At 67.0% G+C, this 18,533-nt stretch carries 17 protein-coding genes; 9 read left to right on the top strand and 8 right to left on the bottom strand.

What is annotated here, in order from left to right; genetic code table 11:
- Positions 1-61 precede the first annotated feature (61 nt).
- The gene (locus tag KCTC_RS13820; protein ID WP_174233053.1) at positions 62-1,585 is read right to left on the bottom strand and encodes an AMP-binding protein; all 1,524 of its coding nucleotides are present in this window, start codon (positions 1,583-1,585) and stop codon (positions 62-64) included.
- Positions 1,582-2,625 (bottom strand): LLM class F420-dependent oxidoreductase, encoded by a 1,044-nt coding sequence (locus tag KCTC_RS13815; protein WP_125569792.1) that lies wholly within the window; start codon positions 2,623-2,625, stop codon positions 1,582-1,584. Before KCTC_RS13815 ends, KCTC_RS13820 begins: the two co-directional genes overlap by 4 nt.
- A gap of 164 nt (positions 2,626-2,789) precedes the next feature.
- Here KCTC_RS13815 and KCTC_RS13810 point away from each other — a divergent pair, with 164 nt between their 5' ends.
- Genes KCTC_RS13810 through KCTC_RS13800 form a run of 3 tightly spaced genes read left to right on the top strand, consistent with a single transcriptional unit; the run spans position 2,790 to position 5,889 of the window.
- Complete coding sequence (locus KCTC_RS13810; protein ID WP_231998757.1) at positions 2,790-3,674, top strand: Zn-ribbon domain-containing OB-fold protein; 885 nt, start codon at positions 2,790-2,792, stop codon at positions 3,672-3,674.
- A complete protein-coding gene (locus KCTC_RS13805) occupies positions 3,674-4,732 on the top strand; it encodes a thiolase domain-containing protein (RefSeq protein ID WP_125569790.1) in 1,059 nt (352 codons plus the stop codon). Before KCTC_RS13810 ends, KCTC_RS13805 begins: the two co-directional genes overlap by 1 nt.
- On the top strand, positions 4,729-5,889 hold the full coding sequence (locus KCTC_RS13800; RefSeq protein WP_125569789.1) for a thiolase domain-containing protein: 1,161 nt from the start codon (positions 4,729-4,731) through the stop codon (positions 5,887-5,889). Before KCTC_RS13805 ends, KCTC_RS13800 begins: the two co-directional genes overlap by 4 nt.
- A 20-nt stretch (positions 5,890-5,909) precedes the next feature.
- Here KCTC_RS13800 and KCTC_RS13795 read toward each other — a convergent pair whose 3' ends face one another.
- Entirely contained in the window at positions 5,910-6,179 is a 270-nt protein-coding gene (locus tag KCTC_RS13795; RefSeq protein WP_125569788.1) for a hypothetical protein, read from the bottom strand.
- A gap of 62 nt (positions 6,180-6,241) precedes the next feature.
- Here KCTC_RS13795 and KCTC_RS13790 point away from each other — a divergent pair, with 62 nt between their 5' ends.
- Together KCTC_RS13790 and KCTC_RS13785 are read left to right on the top strand one after the other, a co-directional pair.
- Complete coding sequence (locus KCTC_RS13790; RefSeq protein WP_125569787.1) at positions 6,242-6,892, top strand: Pr6Pr family membrane protein; 651 nt, start codon at positions 6,242-6,244, stop codon at positions 6,890-6,892.
- 153 nt (positions 6,893-7,045) lie between these two features.
- A complete protein-coding gene (locus KCTC_RS13785) occupies positions 7,046-8,215 on the top strand; it encodes an RtcB family protein (protein WP_125569786.1) in 1,170 nt (389 codons plus the stop codon).
- Between the two features lie 77 nt (positions 8,216-8,292).
- Here the strand turns inward: KCTC_RS13785 and KCTC_RS13780 are convergent, their stop codons facing one another.
- From KCTC_RS13780 to KCTC_RS13765, 4 genes are all read right to left on the bottom strand, one after another.
- Complete coding sequence (locus tag KCTC_RS13780; protein ID WP_125569785.1) at positions 8,293-9,516, bottom strand: HNH endonuclease signature motif containing protein; 1,224 nt, start codon at positions 9,514-9,516, stop codon at positions 8,293-8,295.
- A gap of 81 nt (positions 9,517-9,597) precedes the next feature.
- Positions 9,598-10,350, bottom strand: coding sequence for a MerR family transcriptional regulator (locus KCTC_RS13775; RefSeq protein ID WP_125569784.1), 753 nt, complete (start codon positions 10,348-10,350; stop codon positions 9,598-9,600).
- A 16-nt stretch (positions 10,351-10,366) separates the two neighbouring features.
- Positions 10,367-11,176 (bottom strand): ABC transporter permease, encoded by an 810-nt coding sequence (locus KCTC_RS13770; RefSeq protein WP_125569783.1) that lies wholly within the window; start codon positions 11,174-11,176, stop codon positions 10,367-10,369.
- On the bottom strand, positions 11,176-11,928 hold the full coding sequence (locus KCTC_RS13765; RefSeq protein ID WP_125569782.1) for an ABC transporter ATP-binding protein: 753 nt from the start codon (positions 11,926-11,928) through the stop codon (positions 11,176-11,178). The genes KCTC_RS13770 and KCTC_RS13765 overlap by 1 nt, the downstream gene beginning before the upstream one ends.
- Positions 11,929-12,035: 107 nt before the next feature.
- Here KCTC_RS13765 and KCTC_RS13760 point away from each other — a divergent pair, with 107 nt between their 5' ends.
- Positions 12,036-12,515, top strand: a complete 480-nt coding sequence (locus KCTC_RS13760; protein ID WP_125569781.1) for a glutathione peroxidase — start codon at positions 12,036-12,038, stop codon at positions 12,513-12,515.
- Between the two features lie 324 nt (positions 12,516-12,839).
- Here KCTC_RS13760 and KCTC_RS13755 read toward each other — a convergent pair whose 3' ends face one another.
- A complete protein-coding gene (locus KCTC_RS13755) occupies positions 12,840-14,075 on the bottom strand; it encodes a cytochrome P450 (protein WP_231998756.1) in 1,236 nt (411 codons plus the stop codon).
- A 106-nt stretch (positions 14,076-14,181) separates the two neighbouring features.
- Between KCTC_RS13755 and KCTC_RS13750 the strand changes: the two genes are divergently transcribed.
- From KCTC_RS13750 to KCTC_RS13740, 3 genes are read left to right on the top strand one after another with little or no spacing between them, the layout of a single operon-like run.
- Positions 14,182-15,345 carry a steroid 3-ketoacyl-CoA thiolase gene (locus KCTC_RS13750; RefSeq protein WP_125569780.1) on the top strand — a complete coding sequence of 388 codons (1,164 nt, stop codon included), beginning with the start codon at positions 14,182-14,184 and terminating at the stop codon, positions 15,343-15,345.
- Between the two features lie 8 nt (positions 15,346-15,353).
- Positions 15,354-16,976 carry a GMC family oxidoreductase gene (locus KCTC_RS13745; protein WP_125569779.1) on the top strand — a complete coding sequence of 541 codons (1,623 nt, stop codon included), beginning with the start codon at positions 15,354-15,356 and terminating at the stop codon, positions 16,974-16,976.
- Complete coding sequence (locus KCTC_RS13740; RefSeq protein WP_125569778.1) at positions 16,973-18,529, top strand: succinic semialdehyde dehydrogenase; 1,557 nt, start codon at positions 16,973-16,975, stop codon at positions 18,527-18,529. The genes KCTC_RS13745 and KCTC_RS13740 overlap by 4 nt, the downstream gene beginning before the upstream one ends.
- Positions 18,530-18,533: the final 4 nt, after the last annotated feature.

Below are 18,533 nucleotides of genomic sequence, written 5' to 3'. Positions count from 1 at the left end.
CAACGCACGACGAAGGGCCGCACCTGTCAGGTGCGGCCCTTCGTCGTTGCTCGAGCCCTTGTCAGGCGTACGTTGCGCGCAAGGCCTTCTTGTCCGGCTTGCCGAGAGCGGTCATGGGGATCGCCTCGACGGTGAGGACCCGCTTGGGTACGTGCACCGAGCCCTTCTTGTCCTTGACCAGGTGCTGGATCGCCTCGACGTCGATCGCCGCACCAGGGCGGGGTACGACGACGGCGGTGACGAGTTCGCCCCACTTCTCGTCGGGCACGCCAATCACCGCGACCTGGGCCACGGCCGGATCGGTGGCGATCACGTCCTCGATCTCGCGCGGGAACACGTTGAACCCGCCGGTCACGATCATGTCCTTGGTGCGGTCGACGATGTACCAGAAACCGTCCTCGTCCGCCCGTGCGACATCGCCCGTACGCAGCCACCCGTCGACGAAAGTCTCCGCCGTCTGCTCAGGCAGGTGCCAGTAGCCGTTCGCCAGGACCTGACCGGAGACCCAGATCTCCCCGGGCTCCCCGACAGCCGCTACCGAGCCGTCCTCGCGGCGCAGCTCCGCCCGCAGCCAGGCACTGGGGCGACCGCACGACGCGAGACGCGGACCGCCGTGATCGGCCTTCGCCAGGTAGCTGATCACCATCGGGCACTCGGACTGGCCGTAGTACTGGGCGAAGATCGGGCCGAACCGCTCGATGGCCTCCGCCAACCGGGTCGGACTGATCGATGAGGCCCCGTAGTAGACGGTCTCCAGGCTCGAGAGATCACGGGTGTGACTGTCAGGGTGATCGAGCAGTGCGTAGATCATCGACGGCACCAGCATGGTGGCCGTGATCTTCTGCTCCTCGATGACGCGGAGCACCTCGGCCGGGTCGAACTTCGGCACGACGTACAGCGAACCGCCCTTCATCACCGTCGGGGCGAAGAATGCTGCGCCCGCGTGTGACAGCGGCGTAGCGATCAGGAACTTCGGTGCCGCCGGCCACTCCCATTCCGCGAGCTGCACCTGGGTCATCGCCGCCATCGACGACGCCGTTCCGACGACACCCTTCGGGCGCCCGGTGGTGCCGCCGGTGTAGGTGATCGAGACCACGGCGTCGGGGTCGAGATCGGCCACGGCCAACTCGCCGGGCGACACAGTCGCGGCCGTTGCCACGAGGTCGGTGCCCACGTCGGCCGGCCCAAAGGTCAGCACCTGGGTCAGCGACTCCACACGCTCCAGCAGATCGGCTGCGCGGGTCAGGAACGCCGGAACCGTGTCGACGATCAACGTCGTGACGCCGGCATCCGCGAGGACGTACGCGTGGTCGTCGAGCGAGCCGAGAGGATGCAGTGCCGTACGCCGGTAGCCCTGCGTCTGACCGGCACCGATCACAAGCAGCACCTCGGGCCGGTTGGCCGACAGGACGCCGACCGCGCTGCCCGTGGTGACACCGAGAGATTCGAGAGCCGCGACGTAACGCGCGACTTCGGCCTTCATCTCGGCGCCGGTGAGGACGGCCTCGCCGAGTTCGAGGACGGGCTGATCGGCACAGCGATCGAGCCCGGAGGTCAGCAGGTGGCCCAGGTGGACGATGCTCACAGCAGGACCCCGGCGATCTGACGGACCTCGTCGGCCGATCGGCAACTCAACAGCAACTCCGTCACGCCTGATTCCTCCCACTCCGCAACCCTGTCCTTCACGTACACCTCGTCCCCGATGATGTGCAGATCAGTGATCAGCTCGTCCGGGATCAGCCCGGCAGCCTCGTCCTTCTTGCCCTCGAGGAACAGTTCCTGCACCGTGCCGGCGAGCTCGGCGTACCCCATCCGCTCGAAGACGTTCTTATGGAAGTTCTGGTCCTTGGCGCCCATGCCACCCATGTAGAGCGCTGCCCACGGCTTCATGTAATCGATGACCGCACGCCGCTCGTCCTCGCTCGTGGTGATCTGCAGGTGGCAGGTCGCGGCGATGTCGAAGGTCTCCCGCGTACGCCGGGCGCCCGGTCGGGCGAAACCCTCGTCGAGCCACGGCTGGTACATCGATGCCGACTTCGGCGTGTAGAAGATGGCGATCCAGCCGTCTGCGATCTCGGCGGTCTGGGCGACGTTCTTCGGCCCCTCGGCGCCGAGCCAGATCGGGATGTCGGCACGCAGCGGGTGCACGATCGGCTTCAGTGGCTTGCCCAGTCCCGTCGCGTTGGCACCGTTGTACGGCAGCGGGAAGTGCGGTCCGTCGTTGGTGACCGGCGCCTCGCGGGCCAGCACCTTGCGGATGATCTCGACGACCTCGCGGGTACGGGCCAGCGGCTTCTCGAACGGCTGGCCGTACCAACCCTCGACGACCTGCGGCCCACTCACACCGAGCCCGAGAATCAGTCGGCCATTGGTCAGGTGGTCCAGCGTCAGCGCGTGCATCGCAATGCTCGTCGGCGCGCGTCCGGACATCTGGACGATGCTCGTCCCGAGCTTGATCCGACTCGTGTCGCGGCCCCACCACGCCAACGGCGTGAAGGCGTCAGAACCCCACGCCTCCGCGGTGAACATCGCGTCGAAGCCGCTGTCCTCCGCGGCCGCCACGAGTTCTGCGACACCGGTCGGCGGCTGGGCGCCCCAGTATCCGAGTTGCAGGCCAAGCTTCACGTTCTGCCTCCGTCATTACCGCGTCTCATACTCGACGCCTCAGTGCTTGAACCCAAGACTAGAACGTGTTTCACTTTTGAGCCATGGGCACCCGGACATTGCAAGCGCCGATCGAAGTCGCCTTCGATTACACGCGCTCCACAGGACCAGTCATCGGACACTTTTTGACCGGACTTCGAGACGGCCACGTCGTTGGCGGACGTACGTCCGACGGTGTCGTGCGGGTCCCCCCGCCTGAGTTCGACCCGGTCACCCACGCAGCGACCACCGACTTCGTCGGCGTCGCCTCCGAGGGCACCGTCGTCAGCTGGACCTGGGTGCCGGAGCCGGTCAAGGCCCAGCCCCTGGACCACCCGTTCGCCTGGGCCCTCGTGAAGCTCGACGGCGCCGACACGGCGATCATGCACGCGGTCGACGTCGCGTCGAACGACGCGATCCACACGGGTATGCGCGTCCGGATCCGGTGGGCCGCTGAGCGCGTCGGCGCGATCACCGACATCGCGTGCTTCGAGCCCGCCGACACGGCTGAGCACAGCGAGTCGTTCTCTGCCGACGAGGGGTCCGCCGAAGGCGTCACCGGCGTCATCACGCCCGTCTCGCTGGACTACGTGTACGCAGCCTCGCCCGAGGAGTCCGCGTTCTTCCGCGGCATGGCCGAGGGCCGGATCCTCGGTCAGCGCTGCCCGGTCTGTCGCAAGGTCTACGTCCCACCGCGCGGCGCCTGCCCGGTCGATGGGGTGCCGACGACCGATGAGGTCGAGCTCGCGGGAAGCGGCACCGTGACGACCTTCTGCATCGTCAACGTCCCCTTCCTGGGCCAGCGCATCACGCCGCCGTACGTCTCCGCGTACGTGCTGCTCGACGGCGCCGACATCGCGTTCCTGCACCTGATCCAGGGCATCGACGCGCACGACGTCCGGATGGGCATGCGCGTGGAGGCCGTGTGGAAGCCCCGCGAGGAGTGGGGCACCACCATCGAGAACATCCTGCACTTCCAGCCGAACGGTGAACCCGACGCGGCGTACGAGACCTATGAGGGACACCTGTAATGCGTGATGTAGCAGTCGTGGGCTTCGCCCAGCGACAGATGAAGGAGTTCGAGGGGTCGCCGACCTGTGTCGAACTGCTGGTGCCGATCTTCGCCGAACTCTTCGAGCAGACCGGGTGGACGAAGTCGGACATCGGCTTCTGGTGCTCCGGCTCCAGCGACTACCTCGCCGGCCGGGCGTTCTCGTTCGTCAGTGCGGTCGACGCGATCGGCGCCTTCCCGCCCGTCGCGGAGTCCCATGTCGAGATGGACGCCGCCTGGGCGCTGTACGAGGCTTGGCTCAAGATCCAGACGGGCGAGGTCGACACGGCCCTCGTCTACGGCTTCGGCAAGTCGTCGGCTGGCGTCCTGCGCCGCACGTTGGCGCTGCAGCTGGACCCGTACACGATGACGCCGCTGTGGCCGGACACGGTCTCGATCGCCGCACTCCAGGCGCGCCTCGGACTTGAGGGCGGCCACTGGACCGAAAAGGATCTGGCAGCCGTCGCGCAGCGCTCCCTGGCCGACGCTGCCGACAACCCGTACGCGATCCGCAGCGGCAAGGAAGGTGTCGATGAACTCCTCGCTCGGCCGCTGTACGCGGACCCGCTGCACAAGCACGACTGCTCCCCCGTCACGGACGGTGCTGCGGCGATCATCATCGCGGCCAAGGACCACCTCCCGACGACGGCCGAACGGCCGGCCTGGATCAGCGGTTTCGCGCACTCGGTCGATCAGGCCGACCTGGGCTCGCGCGACCTGTCGGGGTCGCCCTCGGCGCGCCGTGCGGCCATCTCGGCCAACGTGGGTGGCGCACCGATCGACGTCGCCGAACTGCACGCGCCGTTCAGTCACCAGGAACTGATCCTCCGCAAGGAACTCGGTCTGGACGACTCAGTCAGCATCAACCCTTCGGGAGGCGCACTGACCGCCAACCCGATGTTCAGCGCCGGCCTGATCCGGATCGGCGAGGCCGCCAAGCAGATCTGGTCGGGCGATGCGCAGCGCACCCTCGGCCACGCCACCTCTGGACCGGCCCTTCAACAGAACCTCGTCTGCGTCATGGAGGCCAACCGATGAGCAAGCAGCGTGCCGCAGTGGTCGGCATCGGCCAGACCCACCACCGCGCCAAGCGCGACGACCTGTCGATCGCCGGTGTGTGTCGCGAGGCGATCGACCGGGCGCTTCTTGACGCCAACATGACCTTCGACGACATCGACGCGATCGTGGTCGGCAAGGCGCCCGACCTCTTCGAGGGCGTGATGATGCCCGAGTTGTACATGGCGGAGGCGCTGGGCGCCGTCGGCAAGCCGCTCCTGCGCGTACACACCGCCGGTTCGGTCGGCGGTTCGACGGCGATCGTGGCTGCCTCGCTGGTGCAGGCCGGCGTACACAAGCGCGTCCTGACGGTCGCGTTCGAAAAGCAGTCCGAGTCGAATGCGATGTGGGCACTGTCGGTGCCGGTCCCGTTCATCATGCCGGTGCACGCCGGCGCCGGCGGCTACTTCGCCCCGCACGTACGCGCCTACATCCGGCGCTCCGGAGCGCCCACTCACATCGGCGCGATGGTGGCGGCGAAGGACCGCCAGAACGCACTGAAGAACCCGTACGCGCACCTGCACAACGAGGGCACGACGGTCGAGACGGTGCTGGCGTCGCAGATGCTGTGGGACCCGATCCGGTACGACGAGACCTGCCCGTCCTCGGACGGCGCCTGCGCGCTGGTGATCGCTGACGAGGACACCGCGAAGGCGTACTCGAACCCGGCGTGGATCCACGCGACTGCGATGCGTTCCGAGCCGACCACGGCGTCGGGTCGCGACCAGGTCAACCCTCTCGCCGGTCAGGCGGCCGCCGCAGCCCTGTGGAAGCAGGCCGGGATCACCTCGCCGATCGACGAGATCGACTGCGCGGAGATCTACGTCCCGTTCTCGTGGTTCGAGCCGATGTGGATGGAGAACCTCGGCTTCGCCGATCAGGGCACCGGGTGGAAACTCACCGAGGCCGGCGAGACCGCCATCGGTGGACGGATCCCGGTCAACATGTCCGGCGGCGTCCTGTCCTCGAACCCGATCGGTGCCTCCGGCATGCTGCGGTTCGCAGAGGCTGCGATGCAGGTCCGCGGGATGGCCGGCGAACACCAGGTCGATGGTGCGCGCAAGGCACTCGGTCATGCGTACGGCGGCGGCTCGCAGTTCTTCGCGACCTGGGTCGTCGGGGCCGAAGTCCCGGCCTGATCACACGCTGACCGGCTGCCTCAGATGAGGCCGGCCGTCTGGTCCCAGACCTCCATGGCCGCTCGGCCGTAGTCGGGTGTGGGGTTGGGCGAGTCGGCCCGGATGAGGTCGGCGCCGTCGGTCGGCTCGGCGTCCGCTGACGGCTGCAAGGTTCCGTCGTACTCGGTCGAGGGCGGCGCGTCGTACGACGTGACGGTCCCGTCCCTGACCAGCTTCGTCGGAGTGCCGTCGGAGAACCAGCGGTCGGCATGCGTACCGAACGGATCGACGTACCAGCCCTCGGCGTTCACGGTTTCACGATAGCCCGCTCCGCCTGCGGCGCGGGTGAGCCGCGTGTCGCTACTGTGCCTCCATGGTCGCTCGTCTGTGGCACGGCTCAATTGCGGTACTGGTCCTGGTGGCGATCATCCTGCAGATGGTCATCGCGATCCGGGCCAACGGCCCTGCGCCTGAGGTGACCACCGGGCTGCTCCGAGGCACCCATGCCTTCGGACGGATCGTCCGTGTGTTCAGCTTCTTCACGATCCAGAGCAACCTGCTGTGCGGCTTCACCGCTCTGACACTGGCGCTCAACCCGCATCGCGACGGAGCGATCTGGCGCGCAGTACGACTGGCGGCGCTGTTCGGAATCGCTGTGACCGGCATCGTCTACTCGGCGATCCTGGCCGACATCCACGAGCCGAACGGTTTCACCGAGATCCTGGTGAACTCGATCGTCCATTACGTGGTGCCGATCATGATCGTCATCGGCTGGTTCCTCTTCGGTCCGCGACCGCGGATCGATCGCCGGACCGTGCTGCTCTCCTTGGCCTTTCCGGTGCTGTGGATCGCGTACACGCTGATCCGCGGCGCGGCCGTGCACTGGTACCCGTACCCGTTCACCGATGTTGATGTGCTCGGGTACGGCCGCATTGCGCTCAACGGCGTCCTCGTGATTGCGCTGCTGGCGGCCGTCAGTGGGGTCTTCGCGTACGGCGACCGGCGACTGCGCTCAACCGACTGATCGTCCGCAACGGCGCCCCTCGGGCGGCCCGATCCGGGAAAACCCGTTGCCTCCGCGACGCGTACTCCGACACCCTTGTCGACGGCCCGGCGATCCCGGGCCGCTCATCTGGTGCCGCTCACGAGGCGGCCACGCACACACGAGGAAAGGACGATGGAGAACGTCACGAAGACGCTCAAGAACTGGGCGTCGATCCTGGAGGACAAGACCCGCGAGCAGGCCATGACGACGGCGACGATGCCGTTCATCCACCCGCACGTGGCCTTGATGCCGGACGCCCACCTGGGCCTCGGCGCGACCGTTGGTTCGGTGATCCCGACACTCGGCGCGATCATCCCGGCCGCCGTCGGAGTCGACATCGGCTGCGGCATGATCGCCGTGCGTACGCAGTACGCAGCGCGCGATCTGCCGTCTGATCGTCGACCGCTTCGGCAGGCGATCGAGCGGGCCGTCCCGCTCTCGGCCGGCGCGTCGAACAACAAGATCAGCCGCGCCCACACCGAGGAGCGCCTGGCCGAGCTGACGACACTCGCCGAGCAGGCGGAGTTCGAGCCCGGTGCGTACGCGAAGCGGTGGGACCTCCAGTTGGGCACGCTCGGTTCCGGCAATCACTTCATCGAGGTGACCGTCGACGAGACCGACCAGGTGTGGCTGTTCCTTCACTCCGGATCCCGTGGCGTCGGCAACCGGATCGCGCAGAAGCACATCAAGGTTGCGCAGGACCTGTGCGCGAAGTGGTGGATCCAGTTGCCGGACCGCGACCTGGCGTACCTGGTCGAGGGCACCGACGAGTTCTGGGCGTACATCCGCGAGATGCGATGGGCGCAGCGGTACGCGTTGCTCAACCGCGAGGAGATGATGGACCGGGTGGTCCGGCAGTTCTCCGAGTGGGTCGGCGGGGAGGTGGATCGGCTGGAGGAGATCAACTGCCACCACAACTACACCGAGCAGGAGCACCACTTCGGCAAGGACGTGTGGCTCTCCCGCAAGGGCGCGATCAACGCCGAGGTCGGCCGAGCCGGTCTGATCCCGGGATCGATGGGCACGGCGTCGTACGTGGTCTCTGGTCTGGGCAACGCGCTCTCGCTGAACTCGGCACCGCACGGTGCCGGCCGGAACTACTCCCGGTCGGCTGCCCGGCGCGCATTCACCCAGGACGACCTGCGTGAGGCAATGCAGGGCATCGAGTACCGCGACACCAGCGCGTTCATCGACGAGATCCCGGCGGCGTACAAGGACATCGATCAGGTGATGGCGGACGCCGTCGACCTGGTCGAGATCCGGCACACACTGCGACAGATCGTGAACGTCAAGGGCGACTGAATCGCTGATTCGGAGGGCGGTCCCGTACACCGGGGCCGCCCTCTGCTGGGTCCGGCGCGGGACCAGTGCACTGCCTGTCACCTCCTCAGCTGCACGTGGATCCGATCGCCGGCCCGCGATGCGAGGTAGCGGGCGTCGTGGAGTCTTCGATGGTGATGCCCGCAGACCAACAGTGCGTTCCGCAGATCGGTGCGGCCCCCGCGGGACCACGGGTCTTCGTGGTGGGCATCGCACCACGTCGAGGGGACATCACAGCCTTCGACCTGGCACGTGGAGTGTCGGGTACGTAAGGCCTTGCGCTGCGCGGGCGTGAAGAGACGCTGACCACGACCGAGGTCCAGAACCTGTGACTTCGACCCCAAAACCACCGGGATGATCTCGGCCGTGCACGCCAACCGGCGTGCCTCCGCCGCGCTGATCCGCTGATCCGAGTCCAGCCCGCCGATAGAGGCGCCACCGAGCTCGGCACGCAGATCGGCCAGCGGCACCATCACCATGACGGTGGTCGCGTCACCACCATGCTTCGGCAACACGTCCGGACTGATGCGCTCCAACAAATCGCAGAACGCCCGCCCCGCCAGCTGATCGGCCCGTGCATGTTCCCCGTCATGCTTGCGGGGTTGAGCATGCGCCTCCAAGTACGTCCGCAACCGCTGTGCCGACGCTGCAGGGAGGACACCGGTGATCCGTGCCGTCCCGTCGAACCGATCCAGGATCCGCAGGCTCGTCTTCTCCCACGCCGACCGTTCCTCACGCAGCAATGCCTTCGCCTCCGCCGCATCAACAGCCTCCGGATCCACCACCGCCTCCAGATGCCGCGCCACCCGAGCCAACGCCTTCGGAGACAACTCCGCCGCCTGCTCCACCAACGTCGCCTCCGCCCGGTCACGGAGTTCGTCACTGACTTCTGCGGGGAGCCCGTCGACGGCCCGGATGATGACCAGCGCCTTGTCCATTCCGAGCCGCCCGTCGGCCAGAGCCGCGGACGCCAACGGGGCGGACTGCAGCGAACGACCGAACTCGAGAGAACGGCGGACCGACCGGTAGTCGCCGTACTCCTCAGCAGCAAGCCACCCCGCCGCATCACGCGCTCCATGCTCGAACGCAACATCGCTGGCACTGGCCAGCAACCGTGCGTGCAGCGCTGCCGCAGCAGTCAACACCCTCGACAAGGTCATCAGCGCCGTCGCCTTCTCGGGCGTCGGCATGAACAGCGGATCCAGATCGGCAATGTCTGCCAAGGCGGAGTCGAGGCCGCGTACGCACGCCAACACCGGATGGGTGTGGTGCGTGTCGGCCATGGCAACTCCTCCTTGTTGCCATAAATTTACAGACGACCACCGACAGAACCGGCGGCCAAACGACTCCCAGCGAGAACGATCTCAGCCGATACCGGCCGCCGGACCGCCCTCCACCATCCGCTCCAACACCAAGTCGTTGAGCACCTTCCACGTCGGGATCGCCTCGGCGGTGCGGTCGTTCAACATCTTCAACAGTGCCGGGTCGAGGATCTCGTCCGACTCCTTGACGTCCTGGTGCATCGCATACCCCAGGAGCTGATCCGCCAGCGCCGGCAGCCGCGGATCATCCACCGACCACCCGGCAGCCTCCGACAGCGCTCGATAGACCGCAATGAACGCCGGGTCGTCGTCGAACATCGCGCCCTTGCGCCGCACCCATTCCTCCGCTCGTGCCGGTTCGTGGGCGGCGACGATCAACCAGGCATCCCGCTCCACCGCGATCGTCTCCTCGCCGATGCCCGCCTCGCGCATTCGGGCGATGAACGCCACGACGACATCGGGCAGCCCGAGATCCTCTCCCCCAGCCAACCGACGCACCTGGCGTCGGTGCTCCTCCAGCCGTTTGATCTGTACGCGCAACGACTCGTCGATCTCCCGCATCGCGTCACCGAACTCGTCCGACTCCGCATGCATCAACTCGCGTACGCGTGCCAACGGCACCCCTGCCTCGCTGAGGGTCCGGATCTTCACCAGATCGATCGCGTCCTGGGTGTCGTACCGTCGGTAGCCCGACGCGTCCCGTGGCGGCTCCGCGAGCAGGCCGCGCTGGTGATAGTGGCGCACAGCGCGGACCGTCACCCCGGCGAACTTCGCGACCTGCGAGATGGTCAGCACGAGCTCAGCCTGTCACTCACGCGGCGACCGTGGCGCTGCGCCGGGCGTACAGGCGTGTCGACCACAGGAAGCTCAGCAGACAGATCCCCGCACACCAGGCGAAGGCGGCCACCAGCGTCGAGGTCGACGGGGTGTGCCCATCCAGCAGCCCGCGCAGCGAGTCGACGATCGGCGTGAAGGGCTGGTTCTGCGCGACGAACCGCAGGAACGGTCCCATCGAGTCAGTGGGGACGAAGCCACTGCTGAGGAACGGCAACAGCGTCAGGAACATCGGGGTGTTGCTGGCCGTCTCGACCGTCCGCGCCGCCAACCCGAGGCCGATCGTGAGCCACGTCAGCGCCAGCGAGAAGGCGAGCGTCACCAGGACGATCAGGACCCACGACCCCAACCCGGCTGAGGTCCGATAGCCCAGCACCAGGGCGATCGCGAGTACGACGACCGTGCTGATCACGGTCTGCACGAGCGCGCCCAGAGCGTGCGCAGTGAGCACGGCTGACCGAGCGATGGGGAGCGTACGCAGGCGGTCGACGATCCCCCGGGTCATGTCCATCGAGATCCCGATGGCTGTCCCCTGCGCCGTCGCCGCAACGGTCATCACGATGATCGCCGGGAAGATGTACCTCAAGTACTGCGACCGACTCGTCGCTGCGGAGAGATGCATCCCTGCGATGCCCGCGCCCATCGTGCCGCCGAAGACGTACACGAACAGGAACATGAAGATCAGCGGCATGCCGATCAGCATCAGCGTCATCGACGGGTACGCGGCGAGGTGCAGCAAACGACGTCGGAACAGGATGGCGGTGTCGCGGACCGCAGTGTTTGCCATCATCGTGCGTCCTCGCTGTCAGTGAGCTTGTCGGTGAGGTGGAGGAAGACGTCGTCGAGCGATCCGCCGACCTCCGATTTCAGTTCGGCGGGAGTGCCTTCGGCGACGAGTACGCCGCCGTCCAGGACGCCCACCCGATCGGCGAGTGCGTCGGCCTCATCGAGGTACTGGGTGGTGAGAAGCACCGTCGTGCCCGCAGAGACCCGCTGGCGTACGACCTGCCACAGGTCCCGCCGGGACCGTGGGTCCAGGCCAGTGGTCGGTTCGTCGAGGAAGACAACGGCGGGCGAGGCGATCAGCGTCATCGCCAGATCGAGCTTCCGCTTCTGACCGCCCGAGTACGTCGCGGCCTTGGCGTCGACGACGTCGCCCAGCCCGAAGACGTCGACCAGGTCATCGACCCGGGTCCGCCGATCGGCCCTCGCCACCCGGACCAGATCGGCGACAAGACCGAGTTGCTGGCGGCCCGTCATCAGATCATCGATCGCGGAGAACTGACCGGTGACGCCGATCAGCCGCCGGACCGACTCCGGGTCGCGGCGTACGTCGTGGCCCCCGACGAACGCCGAGCCGCCGGTCGGACGCAACAGGGTCGCGAGGATGCGGACCGTGGTCGTCTTGCCGGCGCCGTTCGGCCCGAGGAGGGCGTACACCGATCCTGTCGGGACGACGAGATCGAGGCCACTCAGGATGGGCTTCTCCGCGTACGAGTGCTGCAGGGCTCTCGTCTCAATCGCATGCTGTGTGCTCATGTGGACAAGCGTGGAACCCTGACGCAGCGTCAAGGTCAAGCCCGAATCTCAGACGCGTGAGTCCGCCCGGCCCGCTGTCGTTTCCGGGACAGTGTCAGACTGGCAAGGTGACCGGACTCTCGGATTTCAAAGCCACCTCCCTCGCCGGCGAGCCGGTCGACCTCGCCGACTTCGACGACCAGGTCGTCCTCGTCGTCAACACGGCCTCCAAATGCGCCTTCACCGGGCAGTACGAGGGCTTGCAGACTCTTCACGAGGCGTACGCCGACCGCGGCCTTGCGGTCCTCGGATTCCCCTGCGACCAGTTCGGTCACCAGGAGCCGGGCGACGAGGACTCGATCGGCGCGTTCTGCACGAGGAACTACGGCGTGACGTTCCCGATGTTCGCCAAGATCGACGTCAACGGGGCCGACGCACACCCGATCTTCCAATGGCTGAAGAAGCAGAAGGGCGGCCTGCTCAGCGGCGCGATCAAGTGGAACTTCACCAAGTTCCTGATCGGCCGCGACGGTCAGGTCATCGGCCGGTACGGCCCGACGACCACACCAGAGAAGCTGCGCGCCGAGATCGAGAAGGCGCTGGCGTAGGGAGCCCCCATGACGGGGCAGGCGCGTTGGTACGAGACCAGGCCGGCCCAGTCACGGCAGCCGAAGACGTACGTCTGCCCGATCTGCCATCGCCAACTCCTGGCAATGAACCCGAATACCTTGCTCTTCCCCGAGGGCGACCGGGACCGGCGTCGCCACGCTCACACGGCGTGCGTCGCCCGTGAGCGTGCTGCCGGTCGGTTGCTGAGCCGCTCCGAGTGGCAGCGCACACAACGACAAACGGCGCCGACCCCGCGCCGCCTGTTCGGGCGGGCGTGGTGGCGCCGTTTGCCAAGGCTCTAGTCAAGCGACCTGAGCGTCAGGTCACTTGTACGCGACCTGGAGTTCCTTGATTCCGTTGATCCAACCGCTGCGCAGGCGACGCGGCTCCTTGAGCTTGCGGATCTCCGGCATCCGGTCGGCGATCACGTTGAACATGATCTCGACCTCCATCCGGGCCAGGTTGGCGCCGACGCAGTAGTGGGCACCGTGGCCACCGAACGCGACGTGCGGGTTCGGGTCGCGCAGGATGTTGAACTCACCAGGGTTCGTGAAGACCGCCGGGTCGTGGTTCGCTGCAGCGTAGAAGAGCCCGACGCGCTGGCCCTTCTGGACCGGCACTCCGCCGACCTGTGTGTCGCGAGTCGCAGTGCGCTGGAAAACCGTCACCGGGGTGGCCCAACGGATGATCTCGTCGACCGCGGTCTTCGGGCGCTCCTTCTTGAAGAGCTCCCACTGGTCCGGGTTGTCGAAGAAGGCGTTCATGCCGTGGGTGATGGCGTTGCGGGTGGTCTCGTTGCCGGCCACAGCCAGCATGATGACGAAGTAGCCGAGCTGGTCCGCGCTGAGCATCTCGCCGTCCTCACCGGCGGTGACCAGCTTGGTCATGATGTCGTCCTGCGGGTCGACCTTGCGCTTCTCGGCGAGTTCCATCGCGTACGTGAGAATCTCGATCGAGGCTGCCTCGGGGTCGGCGTCGAACTCGGGGTCGTCGTAGGAGAGCATCTCGTTCGACCACTGGAAGAGCTTGCGACGGTCCTCCTGGGGCACACCGAGGAGCTCGGCGATCGCCTGCAGCGGCAGCTCGGAGGCGACCTGCTCGACGAAGTCACCCTCGCCGTTCGCCAGCGCGTCGTCGACGATCTTGTGCGCCCGCTCGATCAGACGCGGCTCGAGGTCCATGATCGACCGCGGCGTGAAGCCACGGCTGATGATGCGCCGAGTCGCGTGGTGCTCCTGGCCGTCCTGGTTGATCAGCATGACGCGCTGGAGCTCAAGCTGATCACGAGTCATGTCCGGACCGAACCGGATGATCGCCGTGTTCTCACTGGTGACGAACTCGGCGTCGTTCTTGGAGACCGCGGCGACGTCGGCGTGGCTCGAGAGAGCCCAGTAGCCGCTGCCGCCCTCCATCCCGGCGCGCGACTCCTCAGGCTGCTCCACCCAGAAGACCGGTGCGGCCTGTCGCATCTCGAGGAACTCGTTCAGCGGGACGCCCGCCTCGTTGAGTTCGGGGTCGGTCGGGTCGAAGCCGACGGGCAAAGTAGGTACTGCGGTCACGGAAGCCTCCGAAATCTGTAACACGTTCTAGTTGATGGTGCCATGCGGATCGCCGTTTCGGAAGGGGATACTTGCCCAAAATGAGAACGTGTTCTACTTTTTTTCCATGGGCACCCCCGTCATCGTTGAAGCAGTACGCACACCACAGGGCAAACGCCGCGGTTGGTTGTCCGGAATTCACCCCGCCGTCCTGCTCGGCGCCGCCCAGACCGAGGTGCTCAAGCGCTCCGGTATCGACGCCGATCTGATCGACCAGGTGATCGGCGGTTGCGTCACGCAGGCCGGCGAGCAGTCCAACAACATGGTGCGTCGTGCGTGGATGCACGCAGGCCTGCCGAACCACACCGGCTCGACCGTGATCGACGCCCAGTGCTCCAGCGCGCAGCAGGCAACCCACCTGATCAACGCGATGATCGCCGGTGGCGCGATCAAGGCCGGCGTCGCGTGCGGCGTCGAGTCGATGAGCCGGGTGCCGCTGGGCGGCAACGTGCCGAAGGGACTCGGCTCCCCCAGGCCGGCCGACTGGTCGATCGACCTCCCGGACCAGTTCCTCGGTGCCGACCGGATCGTCCGCGACCGCGGCTTCACCCGCGAGGACGTCGACGCCTTCGGGCTCCGCTCACAGCAGCGTGCCGCCGCGGCTCAGGCCGAGGGTCGGTTCCGCCGCGAGATCTTCGCCCTCGAAGCGCCCGTACTGGATGACGAAGGCAACCCGACCGGCGAGACTCGTCTGGTGGACTCAGATCAGGGCATTCGCGAGACGTCCCTTGAGAAGCTCGCCTCGCTCGCCCCCGTGCTCGAGGGGGGTACGCACACCGCCGGCACCGCCTCGCAGATCTCCGACGGCGCCTCTGCCCTGCTCCTCATGGACGAGGACCTCGCTCGCTCGCTGGGGCTCACCCCGCGGGCCCGGATCATCACCAGCTGCCTGGTCGGCGCCGACCCGTACTACCACCTCGACGGACCGGTCCAGGCGACCGCCAAGGCGCTCGCCGACAGCGGTCGCAGCATCGCCGACATCGACGTGTTCGAGGTCAACGAGGCCTTCGCCGGTGTCGTGATGTCATGGGCACAGCAGCACAACGTCCCTGAGGACAAGTACAACGTCAGTGGCGGCGCGATCGCGCTCGGCCACCCGGTCGGTTCGACAGGCACCCGCCTGCTGACCACCGCCCTGCACGAACTGGAGCGTACGGACGGCTCCACCGCGCTCATCTCCATGTGCGCCGGTGGCGCGCAGGCAACCGCCACGATCATCGAACGGATCTGAGGACAAACGTGAACTCGCGCAATGACAACCTGACCGAGGCCGAGTACGTGGTCGTGGGCGGCGGCAGCGCCGGCTGTGCGGTCGCCGGACGGCTGGCTCAGGCAGGCAAGTCGGTCATCCTCATCGAGGCCGGCAAGAACGACAAGAAGAACTTCCTGGTGACCAAGCCGGGAATGATCGGCCCGATGCACGCCGAGCCCAAGCTCAAGAAGACGGTCGACTGGGGCTACCACACGGTGCCGCAGGAGAACGCGCGCAATCGTGAGCTGCCCCAGCCGCGCGGCAAAGTCCTGGGCGGCTCCAGCTCGATCAACGGGCTGCTCTGGGTCCGCGGCAACCGCGCCAACTACGACTCCTGGGCGGCCGAGGGCAACACCGGCTGGGACGCCGACAGCGTCAACGCCACGTACAAGCGGATCGAGGACTTCGAGGACGGCGCGAACGACTTCCGCGGCGCCGGCGGTCCGGTCAAGATCACCCGTCACACCCAGCCGACCGAGGCTTCGCAGGTCTTCAAGCAGGCCGCCGCTGACACCCTCAACGTCAAGGTCCTCGACGACTACAACGGCGCCGAGCAGGAGGGTATGAGCACCTTCCAGCAGAGCGCGATCGGTGGTCTTCGCTACTCGACCTCACGCGCGTACCTTCACGACCAGGAACTGCCGTCGCTGAGCGTGCTCACCGAGCACCAGGTCGCGCGCGTCGTCCTCGAGGGCACCCGCGCCGTCGGCGTCGAGGTGATCGACAAGAAGGGTCGTCGCAGCGTCGTACGCGCCACCGCGGAGGTCATCCTCAGCGCCGGATCGTTCGGCTCGCCGCAGCTCTTGATGCTCTCGGGCATCGGCCCGGCCGGCCACCTCGGCTCGCTCGGCATCCAGGTCGTGCAGGACCTGCCGGTCGGCGACAACCTCCACGACCACATGTTCGTCCCGACCACGTGGGAGATGCCGACCGCGAAGCACCACGGCACCCCGGCGTACTTCGCCCGCGGCCTGCTCCGCGAGGTCACTCGCGGTGGATCGTTCCTGGAAAACACCGTCTTCGAGACGGTGGGCTTCGTGCGTACGTCCTTGGCGACGAACGTCCCGGACCTGCAGCTCCACGTGCTCCCCTGGGCGTACCCGTCGCCCAACCAGGACGCACCGATCCGTCACGAGGTCGACAAGCGTGCGGCGCTGACGGTGATGAGCTCGCTGATCTACCCGAAGAGCCGTGGCACCCTGCGGTTGGCTTCGGCCGACCCGACGGCAGCCCCGCTGATCGACTTCAACTACCTCTCCGAGCCGGACGACCACAAGGTGCTGCTCGAGGGCGTGGCGATGATCCGCGACATCATGACGAACCCGCTCCTCGGCGGTCGGGTCAAGTCGGAGATCCACCCCGGAGTCGCGCTCGACGCGGAGAAGATGAAATCCGAGGTCACCAACCGCGCGACGTCGATCTACCACGCTGTCGGCTCCTGCCGGATGGGTGTGGACGAACGTGCGGTCGTCGGGCCGGACCTGCGAGTACGCGGCATCGAGGGCCTCCGGGTCGCCGACGCCTCGATCATGCCGAGCATCATCGGTGGCAACACCAACGCACCGTCGGTCATGATCGGCGAGAAGGCCGCAGAGCTGGTGCTCGCATGAGCCAGCGCCCGTCGACCCTGACCCCCGCCTTCCTGGACCGACTCGTCGCCCGGGTCCCGGGGACCGACGGCCGGACCTGGAAGCTGACCGAGGTCTACACCGGCGAGGTGCTGGCGGAACTGCCGCAGTCCTCACCGACGGACATCGCAGGTGCCTTCGACGCCTCTCGGGAGGCTCAGAAGATCTGGGGTTCGTGGCCGCTCAAGCGTCGGCTGGCGGTGCTGAAGAAGTTCCACGCCCTGGTCCTCGAGAACCAGATGCTGATCACCGACATCATCCAGGCGGAGAGCGGCAAGAACCGCCGGATGGCGTTCGAGGAGTCGTGCGACGTCCCCATGGGCACCTCGCACTACATCAAGCGCGCTCCGAAGGTCCTGGGCGACAAGAAGCGACCTGGCCCCGTCCCGGTGCTGTCGTACTCCAACGAGGTCCGTCGGCCCAAAGGTGTCGTCGGCATCATCGCGCCGTGGAACTTCCCGTTCGCGACCGGCATCTCGGACACGATCCCGGCGCTGATCGCCGGCAACGGTGTCGTGGTGAAGCCGGACAACAAGACCGCGCTCTCGCCGCTCTTCGGTGTCGAGTTGCTGGAGCAGGCGGGCATCCCGCGCGGCCTGGTCCAGATGGTATGCGGCGAGGGCCCGGACGTCGGTCCGACGTTCCTCGCGAGCGCCGACTACGTCATGTTCACCGGATCCACCGCGACCGGTCGGATCATCGGCGAACTGGCCGGCCAGCACCTGATCGGTTGCTGCCTGGAGCTCGGCGGCAAGAACCCGATGGTCGTCCTGCCGGACGCCAACATCGACGAGGCCGTCAAGGGTGCCCTGTTCGGCGCCTTCGGCAACACCGGCCAGATCTGCATGCACATCGAGCGGCTCTACATCCATGACTCGGTGTACGAGGAGTTCCGCGACAAGTTCGTGGCTGCCACCAAGGCGTTGCGGATCGATGCGACGTACGACTTCGGCCCGGAGATCGGGTCGTTGGTCTCCCCCGATCACAAGGATCGGGTCGCCTCCCACGTCGACGACGCGGTTGCCAAGGGTGCTGTTGTGCTCACCGGCGGTCGCGCACGCCCCGACCTCGGCCCGGCGTTCTACGAGCCGACGATCCTCGAGGGCGTGACCGCGGAGATGATCGCCGGCAAGACCGAGACGTTCGGTCCGGTCGTCGGTCTGCACCGGTACTCGACCGTCGACGAGGCGATCGCGCTCGCCAACGACACCGACTACGGCCTCAACGCCTCCGTCTGGGGTCAGGACGTCGACAACGCCATGTCAGTCGCGCGCCGGATCGACTCGGGCAACGTGAACATCAACGACATCCTCGCCACGGCGTACGCCTCGAAGGGGACTCCGTCGGGTGGCCTGAAGAACTCCGGCGTCGGTGCTCGTCACGGTGACCAGGGGTTGTTGAAGTACACCGATGCGCAGAACATCGCCGTCCTGAAGAAGCAGGTCATGGGGCCGCAGGGCACCCAGACCTACGACGCGTACGCGAAGCAGACGACTCTGTCGCTCAAGCTGATGCGGAAGTTCGGGATCCGCTGATCGC

The sequence above is a fragment of the Nocardioides baekrokdamisoli genome, from assembly GCF_003945325.1.
In the GTDB taxonomy this organism is placed as follows: domain Bacteria; phylum Actinomycetota; class Actinomycetes; order Propionibacteriales; family Nocardioidaceae; genus Nocardioides; species Nocardioides baekrokdamisoli.
Note: the sequence above shows the minus strand (reverse complement) of the source record. Positions and strands in the feature narration are given on the sequence as shown.